The sequence below is a fragment of the Micromonospora sp. NPDC005206 genome (assembly GCF_040608175.1).
Taxonomy (GTDB): Bacteria; Actinomycetota; Actinomycetes; order Mycobacteriales; family Micromonosporaceae; genus Micromonospora.
Map to the genome: position 1 here is coordinate 1 of NZ_JBEXHU010000004.1, position 17,399 is coordinate 17,399.

The 17,399-nt window shown below is 74.1% G+C and carries 11 protein-coding genes and 1 rRNA gene; 7 read left to right on the forward strand and 5 right to left on the reverse strand.

Annotated elements, in window-relative coordinates; all coding sequences use genetic code 11:
* A 5S ribosomal RNA gene (gene rrf, locus ABZU69_RS06125) occupies positions 1-93 on the forward strand; the annotation flags it as partial.
* A 74-nt stretch (positions 94-167) separates the two neighbouring features.
* Here the strand turns inward: rrf and ABZU69_RS06130 are convergent.
* Both ABZU69_RS06130 and ABZU69_RS06135 read right to left on the reverse strand, forming a co-directional pair.
* Positions 168-563 (reverse strand): hypothetical protein, encoded by a 396-nt coding sequence (locus ABZU69_RS06130; RefSeq protein WP_354963324.1) that lies wholly within the window; start codon positions 561-563, stop codon positions 168-170.
* An 88-nt stretch (positions 564-651) separates the two neighbouring features.
* On the reverse strand, positions 652-2,472 hold the full coding sequence (locus tag ABZU69_RS06135; protein ID WP_354963325.1) for a VanW family protein: 1,821 nt from the start codon (positions 2,470-2,472) through the stop codon (positions 652-654).
* Between the two features lie 182 nt (positions 2,473-2,654).
* Here ABZU69_RS06135 and nudC point away from each other — a divergent pair, with 182 nt between their 5' ends.
* Positions 2,655-3,584: an NAD(+) diphosphatase gene (gene nudC, locus ABZU69_RS06140; protein WP_354963326.1), complete on the forward strand. Its 930-nt coding sequence runs from the start codon at positions 2,655-2,657 to the stop codon at positions 3,582-3,584.
* Here the strand turns inward: nudC and ABZU69_RS06145 are convergent.
* Together ABZU69_RS06145 and ABZU69_RS06150 are read right to left on the reverse strand one after the other, a co-directional pair.
* Positions 3,478-4,869 (reverse strand): polysaccharide biosynthesis protein, encoded by a 1,392-nt coding sequence (locus ABZU69_RS06145; protein ID WP_354963653.1) that lies wholly within the window; start codon positions 4,867-4,869, stop codon positions 3,478-3,480. The two genes, nudC and ABZU69_RS06145, sit on opposite strands and share 107 nt — an antisense overlap.
* A 29-nt stretch (positions 4,870-4,898) precedes the next feature.
* Entirely contained in the window at positions 4,899-7,124 is a 2,226-nt protein-coding gene (locus ABZU69_RS06150) for a hypothetical protein (protein ID WP_354963327.1), read from the reverse strand.
* Positions 7,125-7,260: 136 nt separating this feature from the next.
* On the opposite strand from ABZU69_RS06150, the gene ABZU69_RS06155 reads away from it, so the two are divergent.
* Together ABZU69_RS06155 and ABZU69_RS06160 are read left to right on the forward strand one after the other, a co-directional pair.
* A complete protein-coding gene (locus ABZU69_RS06155) occupies positions 7,261-8,982 on the forward strand; it encodes a hypothetical protein (RefSeq protein ID WP_354963328.1) in 1,722 nt (573 codons plus the stop codon).
* The gene (locus ABZU69_RS06160; protein ID WP_158609830.1) at positions 8,979-9,146 is read left to right on the forward strand and encodes a hypothetical protein; all 168 of its coding nucleotides are present in this window, start codon (positions 8,979-8,981) and stop codon (positions 9,144-9,146) included. The genes ABZU69_RS06155 and ABZU69_RS06160 overlap by 4 nt, the downstream gene beginning before the upstream one ends.
* A gap of 55 nt (positions 9,147-9,201) precedes the next feature.
* On the opposite strand, the gene ABZU69_RS06165 is transcribed toward ABZU69_RS06160, so the two are convergent.
* The gene (locus ABZU69_RS06165) at positions 9,202-10,362 is read right to left on the reverse strand and encodes a glycosyltransferase family 4 protein (protein WP_354963329.1); all 1,161 of its coding nucleotides are present in this window, start codon (positions 10,360-10,362) and stop codon (positions 9,202-9,204) included.
* A 257-nt stretch (positions 10,363-10,619) separates the two neighbouring features.
* On the opposite strand from ABZU69_RS06165, the gene ABZU69_RS06170 reads away from it, so the two are divergent.
* From ABZU69_RS06170 to ABZU69_RS06180, 3 genes are read left to right on the forward strand one after another with little or no spacing between them, the layout of a single operon-like run.
* Positions 10,620-12,290, forward strand: a complete 1,671-nt coding sequence (locus ABZU69_RS06170; RefSeq protein WP_354963330.1) for a substrate-binding domain-containing protein — start codon at positions 10,620-10,622, stop codon at positions 12,288-12,290.
* On the forward strand, positions 12,287-16,564 hold the full coding sequence (locus ABZU69_RS06175) for an alpha-(1->3)-arabinofuranosyltransferase (RefSeq protein ID WP_354963331.1): 4,278 nt from the start codon (positions 12,287-12,289) through the stop codon (positions 16,562-16,564). The genes ABZU69_RS06170 and ABZU69_RS06175 overlap by 4 nt, the downstream gene beginning before the upstream one ends.
* The gene (locus ABZU69_RS06180) at positions 16,561-17,358 is read left to right on the forward strand and encodes a class I SAM-dependent methyltransferase (RefSeq protein ID WP_354963332.1); all 798 of its coding nucleotides are present in this window, start codon (positions 16,561-16,563) and stop codon (positions 17,356-17,358) included. The genes ABZU69_RS06175 and ABZU69_RS06180 overlap by 4 nt, the downstream gene beginning before the upstream one ends.
* Positions 17,359-17,399: the final 41 nt, after the last annotated feature.

The window sequence follows — 17,399 nt, forward strand, 5'->3', positions numbered from 1 at the left end:
ACGCCCGGTCACATTCCGAACCCGGAAGCTAAGCCCTCCAGCGCCGATGGTACTGCACTCGTGAGGGTGTGGGAGAGTAGGACGCCGCCGGACAAACATTGGTCAGGGCCACCCCGAAGGGGTGGCCCTGACGCATTTCCGCACCCAAATCTGCCGATCACCATTCGCTATCCGATCCGGGAGAGAGCCGCCTGGGCCCGCGGGCACTGCCAGCAGGCGACACCGTCGACCACAGCCGCGGTCGGCGGATGGGTGTCGCCGGCCGCACAGCCGGGCCAGACCGTGTCACCCTCGTCGAACTCCTTCTCCTGCAACAGGTCTGCCAACTCGACGACGGCCCGCTCGACGTCGCTCGTCACCGGGAGGCTGCCCAGGAGGGCATCGCCCGGCTGTCCCCGCCAGCGGTAACGGACCAGCAGGTTGTCGAGATCCCCCAGGTCCACGTCCAGCGGCTCCACGACGGCACCGCGCCGGGCAAAGTCGTCCGCCACCCGCCGTACCGCGCGCTGGTAGCACTCCAGCGCGCCGAGTACGCGCTCGACGTAGTCGTCGGGTTCCGACATGGCGCCCAGGCTACTCACGGGTGAGCGTGCTGGCCGTGGTCACGGCGGTGCGCAGCAGCACCCGGGTCCTGCGGTGGATCAGCGACGCTCAGGACGGCTTCGGGCCGCAGACGTAGCGGGGCTCCGCGTCGTAGCGCCAGGTGAACTTCTCCCGCTTGACCACCGCCCCGCCCTTCTTGATGACCCGGAAGGCGTCCTGGGTGAAGCCGTTGATGCCGTTGCTCGGGATGCACGTCGGGCCGGGTTCGAGGTGGATGAGCTTCGGCGTGGTGGTGTTGCGGCGTGGCCCGTACTCCGTCTTCACGCTGTCGTAGATCTTCGTGCTCCAGATCGACACGGTGATCGTGCTCGACGTGTAGGACGTGTCGATGAGCAGGCCGTACTGGGTGTTGTTGCGGAACTTGAAGTCCAGGTTCGGCCAGAAGATGGTCGACTCGATGACCGCCGGGTACCGGTCGAACCAGTACGAGTGCGGCTTGTGCTCGACGTCCTCCAGCCCCGCGTAGTAGGTGGCGTTGAACAGCGTGGTGGTGAACTGTGAGGTGCCGCCCCCGACACCGGGCACCAGCTTGCCGTCCAGGATCACCGGCGCGTCCCGGTAGCCCTGCGCGTAGCCGCGTTCGCCGGTGTGGCCGTTCAGCGAGAACGTCTTTCCCGGCAGCACGACCGTGCCGTCCACCTCCCTGGCGATCGTGGCGATGTTCTGGCTGCGCGACGAGGCCATGCCCCCGGTGAACCGGGTGGTGAAGGTGGAAACCCGCTCCTTGATGCCGAGACCGGCCAGCTTCTCCGCGGTCAGCTCGGGCGGTGTCGGCTTCAGTTCGCCGGTCACCTCGCGGCCGTCCGGCTTCGGCAGCACGGCGAGCAGATCACGGCCCAGGGTGGCGGTGTCCAGCTGCTGCCCGGGTCGCCCGTCGGTGACCTTCGGTCGGCCACCGGAAATGGTCATCGTCGCGTTCTTCGGCGGCACCTCGATGGCGTCCAGGTCGTCGCCGAGCGCCGAGCGCAGCCGCTTGACGTCCACCGTCGGGGTCAGCTTGCCGGCCTTGTCGGCGGTGAACCGCAGGCCCTTCGCGATGGCCGCGGGCGGGATCTTCAGCGAGCCGCGATCGGTGCGCAGGGTGACCGGTGCGGAGACGGCCGGCTTCGCCAGCTCGGCGACCAGCCGGTCCAAGTCCTCGGCGGTGGTCGCCGGCTGGCTCTCCACCAGCGGCACGGTGACCTGGGTGCCGGTCAGCCAGCCGGCGCGGACCGCGTCGGCGGAACGCTGCGGGTCGAACGCCAGCCCCGGCTTGGGCTGGACCACCTTCGGCGTGGTGCCCTTGTAGGTGATCGCCGGCATCGTCATCGGGCGGGCCTGGTCGCCGAGCACCTTGCGGAGCGCGACGTCCAGCCGATCCACGTCGACGGTGACGACCGGGTCGACGGTGCGGGAGCCGACCAGTCGGCTGACCGGGTGCGCGTCGGCCTCGGCTGCGGCCGCCACGGTGCCCTCGACGTCGACGTTCAGCCCCACGTTGGTGGGGTTGATCTCGGCCGTGCGCTCCCCGACGCTGACCCGCAGGGGCGCGGCGAGGGCCGCCGCCCGCCGGTCCAGCTCCGCGCGCAGCTCCCGGTGGGCGTCGGTACGGCTCCGGCCACCCAGCTCGGCGCCGAGCACACTGGTGCCACGGGGAACATCCCCGGCGTACGCCCAGGCGCCAGCGCCCGCCACGGCGGCGAGCACGCCGCCGGTGACGCCGGCGGCGAGGAGCATCCGTAGCCGGCGGGGGCTACGCCGGCCGCCCTCCGGCTCGCCGATGGGAGGTGGCGTGACCTGCCCCGGCCCGTTGTCGGGCCAGGTGACCGCGGTGACCTGCACGGTGGGCCGGTCGTCGGCGGGTGGACTTGTTTCGCCGTACAGCGTCACTGCAACCTCGATCGCCAGGTGCCGCGGGAGGTCCTCCCTCCCGGAGGCACCTACGGTAACGAATGCCCGGCCGTCCTCGTCGGCTGCACGCCCACCGGTGCCGATACCGCGTGTCGTCCCGGCGTGTCGCGCGGGGCGGGGGCGATGTCCGCGTGGGACCGCGCACGTGGCACGGTGGCGCTGTGAACACTGCGGAGCGGGTGTTGGCGTACGGCGGTGGGTGGCTGGACCGGGCGGGTGAGTTGCGCACCGATCCGGCCCGGCTGAGCGCACTGCTCACCGACGCGACCACCGTGGTGCTGCCGCTGTGGCGGGACCGCTGTCTCGTCGACGGGAACGGCCCGGTTCGGTTGACCGCGGAGCTGGCGTCTCTCGTCCGGTCCGCCGCGGGCGAGTCCGTATTCCTGGGGCTCGACGGGGACGCCGCCGTGTTCGCCGCGGACCTCTCCGCGCTCGGCGAGCAGTCCGCCGTCGAGATGGCCGGTGCGGCGCGGGCCGTCGACGTACGCGCACTGGTCGGCCGGCTGGACCCGGCCGAGGCGGCCGTCCAGGCGTACGCGCGGGGGTTGCTGCACTGGCACCGGCAGCAGCGGTACTGCGGCGCGTGCGGAGCGCCTGCTGTGGCTGGCGGCGGCGGGCACGTGCGGACGTGCACCGGCGGGGAGTGCGGGCGGCTGCTGTTCCCCCGGATCGAACCGGCGATCATCGTGCTGGTGGTGGCACCCGACGAACCGGGTGTGCCGGAGCGCTGCCTGCTGGCCCGGCACGCGGGCGCGGCGCAGGACGCGTACTCGACGCTGGCCGGCTTCGTCGAGGTGGGCGAGAGTCTGGAGGACGCGGTCCGGCGGGAGATGGCCGAGGAGGCCGGGATCACCGTGACGGACGTGGCCTATCAGGGGTCGCAGGCGTGGCCGTTCCCGGCCGGGCTGATGGTGGGCTTCCGGGCCAGCGCCGGATCGGACGAGGTCCGGGTGGACGGTGTGGAACTGCTGGAGGCCCGCTGGTTCACGCGGGCGGAGCTGCGGGAGCGGGTCTCCGCCGGTCGTCCGCTCGGCCGGGTCGACTCGATCGATCACCAGCTGCTGGGCGCCTGGCTGGCCGACGGCGACTGACCCTCGGCCACCGGTGGCCGGCCTTCCGGGGTCCGCCGCGGGTACGGCGAACGGTCAGCCAGATCATCACGGCGGCGGTCAGCGCGGCGGTGACCAGCGCGCAGCTGAGCACGCCCTCGACCGTGCGCGGCGCCACCAGCAGGGCCGCCCCGACCAGGCCGGCGGTGGCCACCCAGAGCGGCGCGGCCGGCCATCGGGCACCGGTCGCCACCCGGTCGTTGACCAGCATGAACACCACCGCGTAGAGAGCGCCGGTGGCGGCGAAGAGCGGGGCCGCGCCGGCCAGGTGCAGGTAGTCCGCGCCGCCCACCAGCCGGAAGGCCAGCCCACCGGCGAGGGTGGCGGCGGTCACCAGCACCGCACCGCAGGCCACGATCAGCGCCAACGCGAGCGCGCGAGCCCTCCGGTCGCCCCACGCCAACCTCGGCAGCACCAGCAGCGTGACCACCTGCGGCGCCCAGAGCGCGCCCTTGGTGAGCACCGACCCGACCGCGTAGCCGCCGGAGCCGGTGGCCGGTAGGAGTTGGCGGGCGAGGATCAGGTCGGCGTACGAGATGACGAGCATCGCCAGGGTGGCGCCGCACGCTGTCAGCACCTGCCGGCCGCTCAGTGTGCGGTCCTGCTCGCCGGCAGGGGTGGGCGCGACCCTCGGCTCAGGGGCGGCACCGCTGACGGCCGTGCTGCCGGGGGCGGCGAGCCGGGCCAGCAGCGGCAGGACGAGGAAGCCGGCGAGCATGCCGAGCAGCAGGGAGCCGACCGGTCCCCACCCGAGGGTGAGCCCGACGATGAGCCCGCCGTAACGCCCGGCGGCGAGCCCGGTCATCGCGCCCGAGAGCCGCAGGAACCGCTGGTCACCTTGAAGCTCGCCGAGCCAGCGACCGGCCAGCACAGTGGCGAAGGTGGTCGGGGCGAGCAGCAGGGTCAGTGCGACCGGAAGCCGGAGCGCCAGGGTGAGCACCGGTGCCGCGGCGAGGGTCACCCCGGCGGTGAACGCGGCGGTACGCAGCGCCAGTCGTGTCGTCCCGCTGGACCCCCACCTGGCGCGGTGGGCCGCCACCGCGATCTGCAGGCCGAACCCGGGCACTGCCGCGATGGCGCCGAGCGCGAGCACCGTGGCCAGCGCGCCGAGGTCGGAGGCGGTCAGCTGCCGGGCACCGAGCATGGGGACCAGGTAGGCCAGGCCGTTGGTCAGCATGGTGGCGGCGGTGACGGCCGCGCCCGCGACACCGAGCCGTACGACCCCCTTGTCGCGGGCCGGGCGCTTCGCCGCGTCGGGCCGGGTCACCTCCGCCACCAGCCGGGGCTCTTCGGTGGTCACTCGGGCTTCGGCACCAGGTCGCCGATGGTGATCTCGTTCGTGCAGAGCGTCAGGTCCGAGCCGGTCACCGTCAGCTCCACCGCGTCGTCACCGCCGGTGATTTCGAAGAAGCGCTGGTTCAGGCCCCTCTTGACCGGGAACGTGTGGCTGCCCTGCCCGAACCGCAGCACGGCCATGCCATCGGTCGAGCTCAGGTAGCCGATACGGACGATCCAGTCCCAGTGGTGCCGTGGCTTGTCCAGCGGCATCCGGACGGTCTGGCCGGGCGTCACCAGGTAACCGCAGCCCTCCTGCGGACCCGGAACGATGCTGCTGCCCTGAATGGTGGCCACCTGCACCCGCCCGAGGCCGTCCAGGATCGAGGCGTTCTCCGTCTCGGTCACGAACTCCGGACGCGAGCCGGCGGCCGCGAAGAACCGGGACTGGTAGTTGTACGGCCAGGAGAGATTCGACAGGACTTCGCTCGGGAGCGGCGTGTCGAAGAAGACGGTGCCGGGCGGGGCGCTGGCCAGCTCGATCCGGGCCGTGTCGAGGTAGGACCGGCCGTACTTCTTCGCCCACTCGTCGCCGTAGCGCGACGTGGTCCAGACCGTGCCGAACATCGCGGCCACCAGCAGCAGCGCCAGACCAGCCGTCACCACCTCGCGGTACCGCTCGGGCACCGGCCCCAGCCAGTCCGGCGGTGGGGGCGTCGACGGCCGCCGCTCGCCTCGACTGGCAGGGGACGCCGCGGTGGTTTCCGGCGCGCGCTCCGCCGGGGGCCTCGGCCCTGCCGTCGGCCGGGGCTCCGCTGCCTGCTCCGGGTCGAGTGGGGTGTCCGGCTCGGTCGTCGGTTCGCCGGCCGGGCCGGGGTCCGGGTCGTCCGGGGCCTCGGCGTGGATCACACCGGCCCGGGACGAGTGGGCCGCGACCACGGAGCGCGGTGCGGCCGGCGACGGCTCCGAGCGCGGCGCCCTGGGCGCCACCCCGCTCAGCGCCGCGGCCGGCTCCGCGTCGGCGGGCGGTGCCGGAGACCCCGCGGGCGGAGTTGACTCGTTGTCGGTCGGCTCGCCGCCGGAGGGCGTTGATCGGGCGATCCCGACGAGGGCCACGCCGACGCAGAGGGCGGCCACCACCACGGCGTCGCTGACGTAGCGGGGTACCCCGCCCGCGACGCCGGAGAAGACCGAGCCGAGCCGGGTGGCCGCCAGCAGCGCCGTGACGAGGATCAGGTAGCTGCCGAGCAGCACCCAGGCCCGGGTGGCCCGGCGGTCCCGCTTCACGGTCAGCACGATCAGCGCGGCGAAGACCGCCCAGGCGATCCAGCGACCGAGGTCGGGCGGTGCGACCACCGGCGACCCGTCTCCCGCGCCAAGCCAGCCCCAGGGGCCGCCCAACAGTCCGGGCACGAGCGTGGAACCGAAGAGTTGGGTGAAGAACGACAGCACCTCCTCCACCGACTCCGGCCGGCGTACGGACGACTCGGCGCGCCCCAGGTAGACCGCGGCGAACGCGCCGACCAGCGCGGTCAGCACCAGCCAGGACGGCCACCAGCGGCGCAGCGCCGTCAGCACCGAGCGGACCGGACCGCCGTCGGTGAAGAAGCAGACGGTGAAGAGGAAGACCAGGGGTACGGCCAGCAGCGCCTTCTCGAAGAACAGCAGACCCAGCAGCACGGAGAGGACCAGCGACAGCAGGTGGCGCTTGCGACCGGTGCGGACGTACCTGAGCTGGGCACCGAGGGCGAGCACCATGCTCAGCTCCATGGGCAGCATGTTCGCGCCCACCGCCCACCACGAGGTGGCCTCCAGAGTCAGCGGGCTGAACAGGAACATCCCGAGCGGGACGAGCAGCAGGCGGCTCGGTCGCAGCAGGTCCCGCAGCAGTCGGTAGAACGCGACGGAGAGCACCGCCTGACCGGCGGCCATCAACAGCACGTACGGCCAGTAGGTGAGCCCGAAGGCGTCGGTGACCAGCCAGGTGAGCAGCCGTCCGCCCGGCATGAAGTGGTTGTTGTAGAGGCTGAGCAGGAAATCCGGGGTGAGGGCCGATTCGGTGGACTGCGTGACCAGCACGTAGTCGTCGGCCGCGAGGTAGCCGCGGGAGGCGATCTGCGCCCGCCACAGCACGCTGACCACGATCATCGTGACGGCCAGGGGTCGGATCGGATCGACGCGTACCCGTCCGCCGGCCTCGCCGGTCTCGCCACGCGCCGCGTCCACCTCGGATCCGGTCAATGCCATGGCGGGAAGACTGCCACACCGGTGACGGGTGGCCCCATCAGGTCAACGGATGGTTCAGGGGCCGACGGCGGTCCGCGTACAGTGGCCGCCACCAGCGCGACGGGTGCTCGCGCCGGACCGGGGTGGGGTCGACGAAATGCGCGAACGGTTGGTGCCGCACGGTGTCGCCGCCGCCGTCACGGCGGTGGTCCTCGCGCCGCTGCTGCTCCCCGGATACGTGCTCCGCTACGACATGGTCTTCGTGCCCCGGCAGGCGCTTGGCTGGGAGGTGATCGCTCCGGCCTCGGCGCTGCCCCGGGCCGTCCCGCAGGACGCCGTGGTGGCGCTGGCCAACCAGCTGGTGCCGGGCTGGTTGCTGCAACGGCTGGTGCTGGTCGCGATCCTCTACCTCGCGGCCCTCGGCGCGGCCCGGCTGGTGCCGACCGAACGGGTCGCGGTGCGGGTGGTGGCCGCCCTCGGGTACGCCTGGACGCCGTACCTGGCCGAGCGGCTGCTCGTCGGCCAGTGGGGGCTGCTGGTCGCGTACGCCGCGCTGCCCTGGCTGGTCCGGGCGGCGATCGGGGTACGGACCGGCCGGCCCGGCGCGCTGCCGCGGCTGCTGCTCGCCGCGGCGGCGTCCGCGCTCACCCCGAGCGGCGGCGTGATCGCGCTGGTGGCGATCGCGGTGCTGCTGCCCGGCCGGTATCCGGGGGCGGCCCGGGCGGCCTCGACCGCGCTGGGCGCGACGGTGCTGCTCAACGCGCCGTGGCTGGTCGCCGGGTTCGCGAGCACCGGCAGCGGGAAATCCGACCCGGCGGGCGTGCTGGCCTTCGCGGCGCGGGCGGAGAACTGGGCCGGGCCGCTGGTGGCGCTCGCCGGTACCGGCGGCATCTGGAACGGGCAGACCACGCCCGCCTCCCGGGGCGCGCTGCTGGTGCCACTGGTCACCGTGCTGGTGCTGGCCGTCGCCGGGTTCGGCGTACCGCTGCTGCGCCGGCGCTGGCCCGCCCCGGTGACCGGCCGGCTCGGCCTGCTCGCCGTCGGTTCCTGGCTCGTGGCGGCGCTCGGCGCGCTGCCCGGCGGCGCGGACCTGCTCGGCTGGCTGGTCGCGACCCTGCCCGGAGCGGGGCTGGTCCGGGACGGCCAGAAGCTGCTCATCCCGTACGCGCTGGCCCTGGCGGTGGCCGCCGCGGTCGGCGCGGAACGCCTCGCCGACCGGCTGGCCGCCCGTTTCGACCCGGCCACCGGGCGGGTGCTGCTGGTCGGTGCCGCGCTGCTGCCGGTGGCGCTCCTGCCCGACCTGGCGTTCGGTGCGGCGGGTCGGCTCCGACCGGTGGCCTGGCCGGCGGACTGGACCACGGTGGCCCGGCTGGTCGAGCAGCGGCCCGGTGAGGTGATCTCGCTGCCGTTCCAGGAGTACCAGCGCTACGGGTGGAACCGGGACCAGGTGGTGATCGATCCGGCGCCCCGGTACCTCGGTGTGCCGGTGCTGATCGACGACACACTGCGGGTGGGTGGGCTGGCGGTGGCCGGCGAGGACCCGCGCGCCGAGCGGGTGCGGGAACTCCTCGACGCCGGGACGCCGGTTTCGGCGGCCGGCGCCCGCTGGGTGCTGGTCCAGCGGGCGGCGGGACCGCCGCCGCCGCCTCCGACGTCCCTGGCCGGACTGCGGATCGTCCACGATGGACCGGAGCTGACCCTGTACGAGAATCCGCGCTGGTCTCCGCCGCCTGCGCCGACCCGGCCCGGGCCGGTCGGGCTGGCCCACCTGCTCGCCGGAACGGTGGTGCTGGCCATCGGTTTTTCGGGCGCTGCGCGGGCACGCTACCGCGTGGTAGCGTCCCGGCACGCGAGTCCCGCGGAAGGAGAAGGTGGATGAGGAACCTGCCCGCGTTCGTCGCCGTCGGGGTGCTCGGGGTCGTGCTCGGCCTGCTCGGTAGCGTCGGTCTGGCGAATGTGCTCAGCCCGTCCGCCAAGGAGGCTGCCACCACCAACGTCAATGGTGAGCAGGGCGCCGAGCCTCCGCTGTACGGCACGCGCTAAGTCAGACCACGAAAGGGCGCCCGCTGGTCGCGGGCGCCCTTTCGTGGTGCTCGGGTCAGCCGGCCCGGCCCGTCGCCTGGGCCACCAGTTGGGCGAAGCGGGCCCCGGTCGCCGTCCAGGTGAAGCGGGACGCGTGGTGCAGCGCCGCCTCACCCATCGCCTTGCGCCGCACGTCGTCGGCGAGCAGTTCGCGGACCTGGGCGGTGAACTCCGCCTCGTCGTCGGCGAGCAGGCCGGTTTCGGTGTCGACCATCGCCTCGGCGACGCCGCCGGCGTAGCGGAAGGCCACCGTCGGGGTGCTGCGCGCGGCGGCCTCGACGATGGTGAGCCCCCAGCCCTCCTTCAGCGACGGGGTGAGCGCCACCCAGGCCGAGGAGAGCACGGCGTGCTTCTCCTCCTCGCTGATGAAGCCGGTGAACCGGACGCGGTCGGCGATGCCGAGCGAGTCGCACAACTCCCGCAGCGGCTGCTCCCACCAGCCCTGACCGGCCACCACCAGCTCCAGGTCGGGCAGCTCACCGACGAGTTCGGCGACGGCGCGCAGGGCGATCTCCACCCGCTTGTGCGGGACCAGGCGGCCGAGCACCAGCAGCGACGGGTGTGGCGTGCGCGGCAACGGCGGTCCGGTCACCGGCGGCGTGCCGTTGGGCACCACGTCGATCCGCTCGGCGGCGACCCCGAGCGCGGCCAACTCGGAGCGGCTGGCCTCGGAGACGGTGACGTACCGGCAGCGCCGGTAGAGCCGGACGGCCAGCCACGACTCGATCCACCAGCCGAGCCGGGCCATCCACGGGCCGAAGACGACCGGCCACTGCTCCCGGTGCACGTGGTGCACCAGCGCGATCACCGGTCGGCCGGCGTACAGGGGGGCGAAGAACGGCACGCCGTTGCAGACGTCGATCACCAGGTCGGGCCGGCCGAGACCGCGCCGGCCGAGCGGGCCCAGGCCGAACCGACCGGCGAGACAGGTCAGCGCGGCCCGAGCGTAGACGGTGTGCCGGGAACCGCGCCGCAGCACGCGTACACCCTCGGCGGTGGTGTCCGTCGGGCCGGCGTTGCCGTGCGCGGCGCAGAGCAGGGTCACCCGGTGGCCCATGGCGACCAGTTCGGCGGCGATCCGCTCGAGGTAGACCTCGGAGCCGCCGCCTTCCGGGTTGGTGGTGTCGCGCCAGTTGAGGAACAAGACGTGGCGTGTGGGGGTGCCGGAGGGGTCCACGCTGCTCCTACCGATGAGTAAGTGAGCACGATCGCGCCACCCTAGGGCGGCCCGGCCCGTGGGCGCAATGGGTCGCACCGGCAGCGAAGATCGGATAACCGCTCGTCGATCGGGGGTTTGCCGGCGGCGGAAAAGCTTGGCAGGGTGTGCAGCGCAACCGCGCGTGACGGCCGGCGTCCAGGTGACGCCGCCCGGCGGGCGCGATGGATTCCGACCTGCGCACGACGCGCCGGTACGTGACGAGGAGGTGGCCGGCGGTGTTGCGCGACGGGCTCGCGCCGGTGCGCTCCCTCTTCCGCCGATCCCCGGTGGTGCTGCTCAGCGCCGCCCTGGTGCTGCTGCTGACCGGTTGGGCCGCCGTGGCCTACGTGCGAGCAGACCGGGGTGTGCCGGAGTGCGCCGAGCGGGTCCAGCTGCGGGTGGCCGCCGCGCCGGTGATCGCCCCGGCCCTGGACCGGATCGTACGGGCCAGCGTCGGTCGGCAACCGTGCGTGTCGATCGCCGTGCAGGCCCGGGAGTCCGCAGCCGTGGCCGGGGAACTGGCCAACGCGGCGGACGTCGCCGACGCCTGGCTGCCGGAGTCCACGTTCTGGCTGCGCCGGGCCCGGGCCGGGGGCGCCTTCGAGGTGCCGGGCGAGGGCACCTCGGTGGCGAGCACCCCCGTGGTGCTCGCGGTGACCGAGCCGGCCGCGCGTCGACTGGGATGGCCGGCGAAGGCGGTGCCCTGGGCGTCGCTGATCGGACCGAAGGCCCGCCCGGCCCCGGTGGGAGTGCCGGACCCGGCCGCCGATCCGGCCGGGGTCGCGGCGCTGCTCGGCGTGCGCGCCCTGGTCGCCGGTGAGCGGCAACCGGCCGCCGCGATGGCGGCGGTGCTGCGCCGGCTCGCGGGTGAGACGTTCCCCGCCGGCGAGGGCGGGGGCGTGCTGGCACCCGGGGGCGGGCTGGCCGGTAAGGCCCAGGCGGTAGCGGCCAGCGAGAAGGCCGTGCTCGACCACAACGCGCTGGCCGGCTCCAACAAGCTGGTTGTCGCGTACCCGGAGATCGGCGTCCCGTCGCTGGACCTGCCGTACGTGGTGCTGCCCGCCGCCCGCGGCCAGGTCCGGGAGGCGGCCGCGGGCTTCCTGGCCAACCTGCTGACGGTCGAGTCCCGGGACGCGCTGCTCGGGTTCGGCTTCCGGACGGCGGCGGGCTTCCCGCCGGCCATCCCCGACGACCGCCGATTGCGGGCGGAGGAGCGCCGACCGGTGCCGTTGCCCGCCGAGGAGGCGGTCACCGAGGTGCTGAACGGCTGGAGCGGCGTGCAGCGCAGCGCCCGGATCCTCACCGTCATCGACGTCTCCGGCTCGATGGCCGCTCCGGTGCCCGGCACCGGCGAGACCCGGCTCGGGGCGACCGTCAAGGCCGCCCAGGAGGGCGCCGGTCTGCTGTTGGACAACAGCGAGCTGGGGATCTGGGTCTTCTCCACCAAGGTGGACGGGGACCGGGACTACCGGGAGATCCTGCCCGTCGCCCCGCTGCGCGCCCAGCGGGCCCGGCTGGCCGATCGGCTCGCCGCCGTCCGGGTCAAGACCGGCGGTGGCACCGGGCTGTACGACACGACGCTGGCCGCGTACCGGGACGCCCGGCAGCACTGGACGCCCGGCCGGATCAACCTGGTGCTGGTCATGACCGACGGGCGGAACGAGGACGAGGACAGCATCGGCCGGTCGAAGTTCCTCGCCGAGCTGACCCGGTTGCAGGACCCCCGCAAGCCGTTGCCGATCATCTTCATCGGGCTGGGCCGGGACGTCGACCCGGACGAGCTGACCGCGATCGTCAAGGTGGCCGGCGGGCGGGTGTTCCGTACCGAGCAGCCCAGCGGCATCCGGCAGATCTTCTTCTCCGCGCTCGCCGACCTGAGCTGCCTGCCCCCGGAGTGCCGCCGATGATCCGGCCGCGCGTCCCCCGGCCGGTGCGCTCGGCGCCCTGGACCGCGCTGTCGCTGCTGCTGCTCACCGCGATCGCCTTCGGGCAGCGGCCCGGCCAGGTCACCTTCGACACCAAGCTCGACCTGGCCGCGAACCCGATCCACTTCCTGACCCGCGCGCTGCACCTGTGGAACCCGGAGGCGACCTCCGGCGAACTGCAGAACCAGGCGTACGGCTACCTCTTCCCGATGGGGCCGTTCTTCGCGGGCGGGCAGCTGCTGGGCGTACCGTCGTGGATCACGCAGCGGGCCTGGACCGCGCTCCTGCTGGCGGTCGCGTTCTACGGGCTGCTCCGGCTCGCCCGGGCGTTGAACATCGGCACCGAACCGACCCGGTACGCGGCCGCGCTCGGCTACGCGCTGGCGCCCCGGATGCTCACCGAGATCGGCGCGCTCTCCTCGGAGACGCTCGCCGCGGCGCTCCTGCCGTGGGTGCTGCTGCCGCTCGTGCTGGTCCGCCGCATCGGCTCGCCACGCCAGGCCGCGGCGCTCTCCGCGCTGGCCGTGCTCGGCATGGGTGGCATCAACGCGGCGGTGGTCGTGCTGGCCCTGCTGCTGCCCGGGATCTGGCTGCTCACCCGACGCTGGGACCGAGCCCACCTGCGCCTGGTCGGCTGGTGGTGCCTGAGCGTCGCCGCGGTCTGCCTGTGGTGGATCGTGCCGCTGCTGCTGCTCGGCGAGTACAGCCTGCCGTTCCTGGACTACATCGAGTCGTCCACCACGACCACGGCGGTGGCGTCGCTCTTCCAGGCCGTTCGGGGCACCAACCAGTGGGTGGCGTACATCGTCCAGGGGGATCCGTGGTGGCCGGCCGGCTGGCTGCTGATCGACCACCCGGCGCTGATGGCGCTGACCGCGCTGGTCGCGTTGATCGGGCTGGCCGGGCTGGCCGGCAACCTGCTGCCCGAGCGGCGTTTCCTGGTGCTCGGCTTCCTGACCGGGCTGACCCTGCTCACCATGGGCTACGTCGGCAGCCTGGACAGCCCGCTCTCGGGGCCGGTCCGGGAGCTGCTGGACGGTCCGCTGGCCCCGTTGCGCAACGTGCACAAGTTGGACCCGATGTTGCGGCTGCCGCTGATGCTCGGGTTCGCGCACGGTGTGGACGCGGTGGTCACCCGGCTGCACAACGCCGCCGCTCGGCGCCGCCCCGGTGTCCGGCTGCGGCCGCTGGCGCTCGTACCGGTGCTGCTGCTGGTGCTGGGCGCGGCCGCGCCGGCCTGGCTGGGCCAGCTGCGGCCCGGGCCGGGCTGGTCGGACCTGCCGCCGCACTGGCGGTCCGCGGCCACCTGGCTGGCCGACCGGGACGCGCTGGCCCGGACGCTGATGGTGCCCGGGTCCGGCTTCGGCCAGTACGAGTGGGGGCGGACGGTCGACGAGCCGCTCCAGGCGCTCGCCGGAGCGCCCTGGGCGGTGCGGAACCAGATCCCGCTCGGCTCGGCCGGCAACACCCGGGTGATGGACACCGTCGAGACCGTCCTGGCCGGCGGCCGGGGGTCGGCCGGGCTGGCCGACTTCCTGGCCCGTGCCGGCTTCCGGCACGTGCTGCTGCGCAACGACATCGACCGGAGCCAGGTGGACGCCCCACCGGTCGCGGTGCTGCGCCGTGCGCTGACCGGATCGCCGGGCATCGCCCGGGTGGCGACCTTCGGGACCACCACCGCTCCCGGTCGCACGCCGGGCAGCCCGGTGGACGACGACGCCGGCCCGGTGCCGGCCATCGAGGTGTACGAGGTGCAGCGACCGGTGCCGGTCGCCTCGGCGGTGCTCACCGACGACGTGCCGACGGTCAGCGGCGGGCCGGAGTCCCTGCTGCCCCTGCTCGAACAGGGGCTGGTGGAGCGGGACCGGCCGGTGGTGCTGGCCGGGGACCGCGCCGAGGTCGGTGACGAGCGGTGGATCGTCACCGACGGGCTGCGCCGCCGGGAACGCGACATCGGCCGGGTGCGGGACAACGTCAGCCAGACGCTGACCGCCACCGAGGCCGGCCGGCAGGGCCGGGTCGCCCTCGACCTGCTGCCGTTCCTCGGCAAGCGACACCAGACCATCGCCACCTACCAGGGGGTGCGGGAGGTCAGCGCGAGCACCGCGACCAGCTTCGTGGACAACCTCGCCGCCGCCGACCCCTCGCACCTGCCGTTCGCGGCCGTGGACGGCGAGTACGCCACCGCGTGGCACTCGGCGCCGCTGGCCGGGCCGGTCGGCCAGTGGCTCCAGGTGGACCTGGACACCCCGCGTGCGGTGGAGACCGTGTCGTTGGCGTTCGTCGACGACCTCGGGGTCGGCTGGCCGGTGACCCGGTTCCGGATCACCACCGACCGGGGCTCGGTGGACCACGAGGTGGCCGACACGCTGGGCGGCCACTCGTACTACACGTTGCCCGGATCGACCAGCCGGGTACGGGTCACGATGCTGGCCGTCGCCGGGGAACGGCGCGACGGCGGGGTCGGCATCCGGGAACTCGCCATCCCCGGCACCACCGCCCGTCGGGCGCTCAGGGCGCCGAACGACCTGCCCAACGGGTTCGGTGGTCCGGTGGCCTGGTCGTTCAGCCGCGGCTCGGGCGACCGGCCCGCCTGCTTCCCGACCTCCGCTCCCGGCGCCGGTTCGGACGCGGCGGGGACGGGGAACGGGTCGGCGGGTGGCACCGGGACCCGGCCGGCCGGAGCGGTCGTACGGTGCGACCGCTTCCTGGCCCGCGCCGGCGAGGAACCGCTCGGCGTCGACCGGGTGTTCCGCAGCACCACCCCCGGCAGCTACCGGCTGGCGCTCACCGCCGTGCCACGGCCGGCCGGTCAGCTCACCCTGACCGGGGTGCCGGTGGTGGCCACCGTCTCCTCGTACCTGACCGGCGATCCGGCCGTCGCCGGCTACGCCGCCGTCGACGGCGATCCGGGGACGGCCTGGCTGGCGGACACCGGCGACCTGCGCCCCACGCTGCGGCTGCGGTGGCCCGGGCAGCGACGCCTCGCCGAGGTGCGGCTGCGGCCCGCGGAGTTGCCGGTCGGCTCGCTGCCCACCCAGGTCGAGGTACGGACCCCGGGCCGCAGCCTGGTGCTGCCGGTCGGCGCGGACGGAACGGTCCGCTTCCCGGCGGTCCGGACGGACCGGATCGAGATCGTGGTCCGGGAGACCGCCGCGCGGACCGCCGACCGGCGCGGTAACGGCTGGACCGCCACCGCCGGGATCGCCGAGGTGGAGATTCCGGCGCTGGACGACCTGCTCCGCCCGCTTTCCGGCGGCACCCGGGTCACCGAGAGGTGCGGCACCGGCCCGGCCGTGGAACTGGACGGCTACCGCTACGAGACGTCCGTGACCACCACGCTCGCCGACGTGCTGGCCGGGCGGCCGGCACCGGTGACGATCTGCGGCTCCACGGGGGCGGTGGTGGACCTCCCGGCCGGAGGGCACCAGCTCGCGACCGCACCGTCGGCCGGTTTCCTGGTGCAGGACGCCACGCTGCGCCCGGAGGCGGCGGTGCCGGCACCCCGTCACCGTGCGGTGACCACGCTCGACTGGGACCCGACCGACCGCCGGGTGCGGGTGGCCGCCGGCGGTGCGGCGCTGCTGGTGGTGCCGGAGAACGCCAACGCCGGCTGGACGGCCACGCTGGACGGTCGAAAACTGACCACGACCCGGGTGGACGGCTGGCAGCAGGCATGGGTGCTGCCGGCCGGTGACGCCGCGGAGGTCCGGCTGGTCTTCGCGCCGGACCGGACGTACCGCGGCGCTCTGGCGGCGGGCGCGTTCGCCGCGCTGGTGGTGCTCCTGCTGGCCGCATGGCCGGTCCGCCGCCGCGCCGGGGTGGACCGGACGATTCCGGCCGAGGGCCCGGCGTGGGCGATCGGCGTCCTGCTGGTGGTGCTGCTCGCCGCCCTGGGCGGGGTGCTGCCGGTGGCCATCGTGCTGGCCGCGATGCTGCTGCGGCAGCTCGCCATCCGGGCGTTGCCGGTGGTGGTGCTCGGCGGGCTGACGGTCGCCACGGTGACCGCGGTAACGGGCCGGTTGCAGGGCCACGGGCAGGAGTGGGCGTACGGCCCGTGGATACAGGCGGCGATGCTGGTCGCGGTCGCCGCGGTCACCGCGGCGGTGATCCCGGCTCCCGGCACGCCCGCCGAGCGACTCGTACCTGCGGGAGCGGGCGAGGCGGCGACGGACCCGTCTCCGCAGACGAACGACGGTGGGCCGGACGCGGCCGGCCCCACGGATCAGGACGAGGACGGGACGGTGGCGCGATGACCACAGCAGACGGGGTCGCTGGCCCGGCGGACCGCCGCCGGTTCGCCACGCTGGGCCGCTCGGTGACGCTGTTCCGGGCGTTCCTGGTCGAGCAGACCGACCCGGACCACTTCTACGGCCTGCTGGCCGGGGACTCGGTACGTCAGGTGTCCGGCTACACCGCGCTCGCCGGGCGGACCGTGCTCGACGTCGGCGGCGGTCCCGGCTACTTCGCCTCCGCCTTCCGGGACGCCGGTGCCCGTTACGTGGGCCTCGACCCGGACGTCGGCGACTTCTCCGCCGCCGGGGAGTCCGTCGCCGGCATGCTGCGGGGCAGCGGCACCGCCCTGCCGGTCCGGTCCGCCAGCGTGGACGTGACGTTCTCCTCGAACGTGCTGGAACACGTCTCCGAGCCGGCCCGAATGCTGGACGAGATGGCCCGGGTGACCCGTCCCGGTGGTGTGCTCTTCGTGTCGTTCACCCCGTGGCTGTCACCGTGGGGCGGACACGAGACGGCCCCCTGGCACTACCTCGGCGGCGACCGGGCCCGGCGGCGCTACCAGCGGAAAACTGGCCGACCGCCGAAGAACCGCTACCTTGAGACGCTCTTCCCGGTGTCCATCTCGGACGCCCTGCGCTGGGCCCGCGGCAGCCGCGACGTCGAGGTGCTCGAGGCGCTACCGCGCTACCACCCGTGGTGGGCCCGCTGGGTGATCCGCGTGCCCGGCGTACGGGAGATCGTGGCCTGGAACTTCGTGCTCGTCCTGCGGCGCACCGGTCCGGAACCGGGCGGCGCGGCGGAAAAACAGAGCTGACCGGGGGTCGCGTTGCGATGTGACCAGGTAGTAACCTCGCG

Bases quoted from the DNA above. Each gene is read 5' to 3' on its own strand.
- ABZU69_RS06130 (WP_354963324.1), bottom strand. From the start codon at position 563: ATGTCGGAACCCGACGACTACGTCGAGCGCGTACTCGGCGCGCTGGAG.
- ABZU69_RS06150 (WP_354963327.1), bottom strand. From the start codon at position 7,124: ATGGCATTGACCGGATCCGAGGTGGACGCGGCGCGTGGCGAGACCGGC.
- ABZU69_RS06155 (WP_354963328.1), top strand. From the start codon at position 7,261: ATGCGCGAACGGTTGGTGCCGCACGGTGTCGCCGCCGCCGTCACGGCG.
- ABZU69_RS06160 (WP_158609830.1), top strand. From the start codon at position 8,979: ATGAGGAACCTGCCCGCGTTCGTCGCCGTCGGGGTGCTCGGGGTCGTG.
- ABZU69_RS06175 (WP_354963331.1), top strand. From the start codon at position 12,287: ATGATCCGGCCGCGCGTCCCCCGGCCGGTGCGCTCGGCGCCCTGGACC.
- ABZU69_RS06180 (WP_354963332.1), top strand. From the start codon at position 16,561: ATGACCACAGCAGACGGGGTCGCTGGCCCGGCGGACCGCCGCCGGTTC.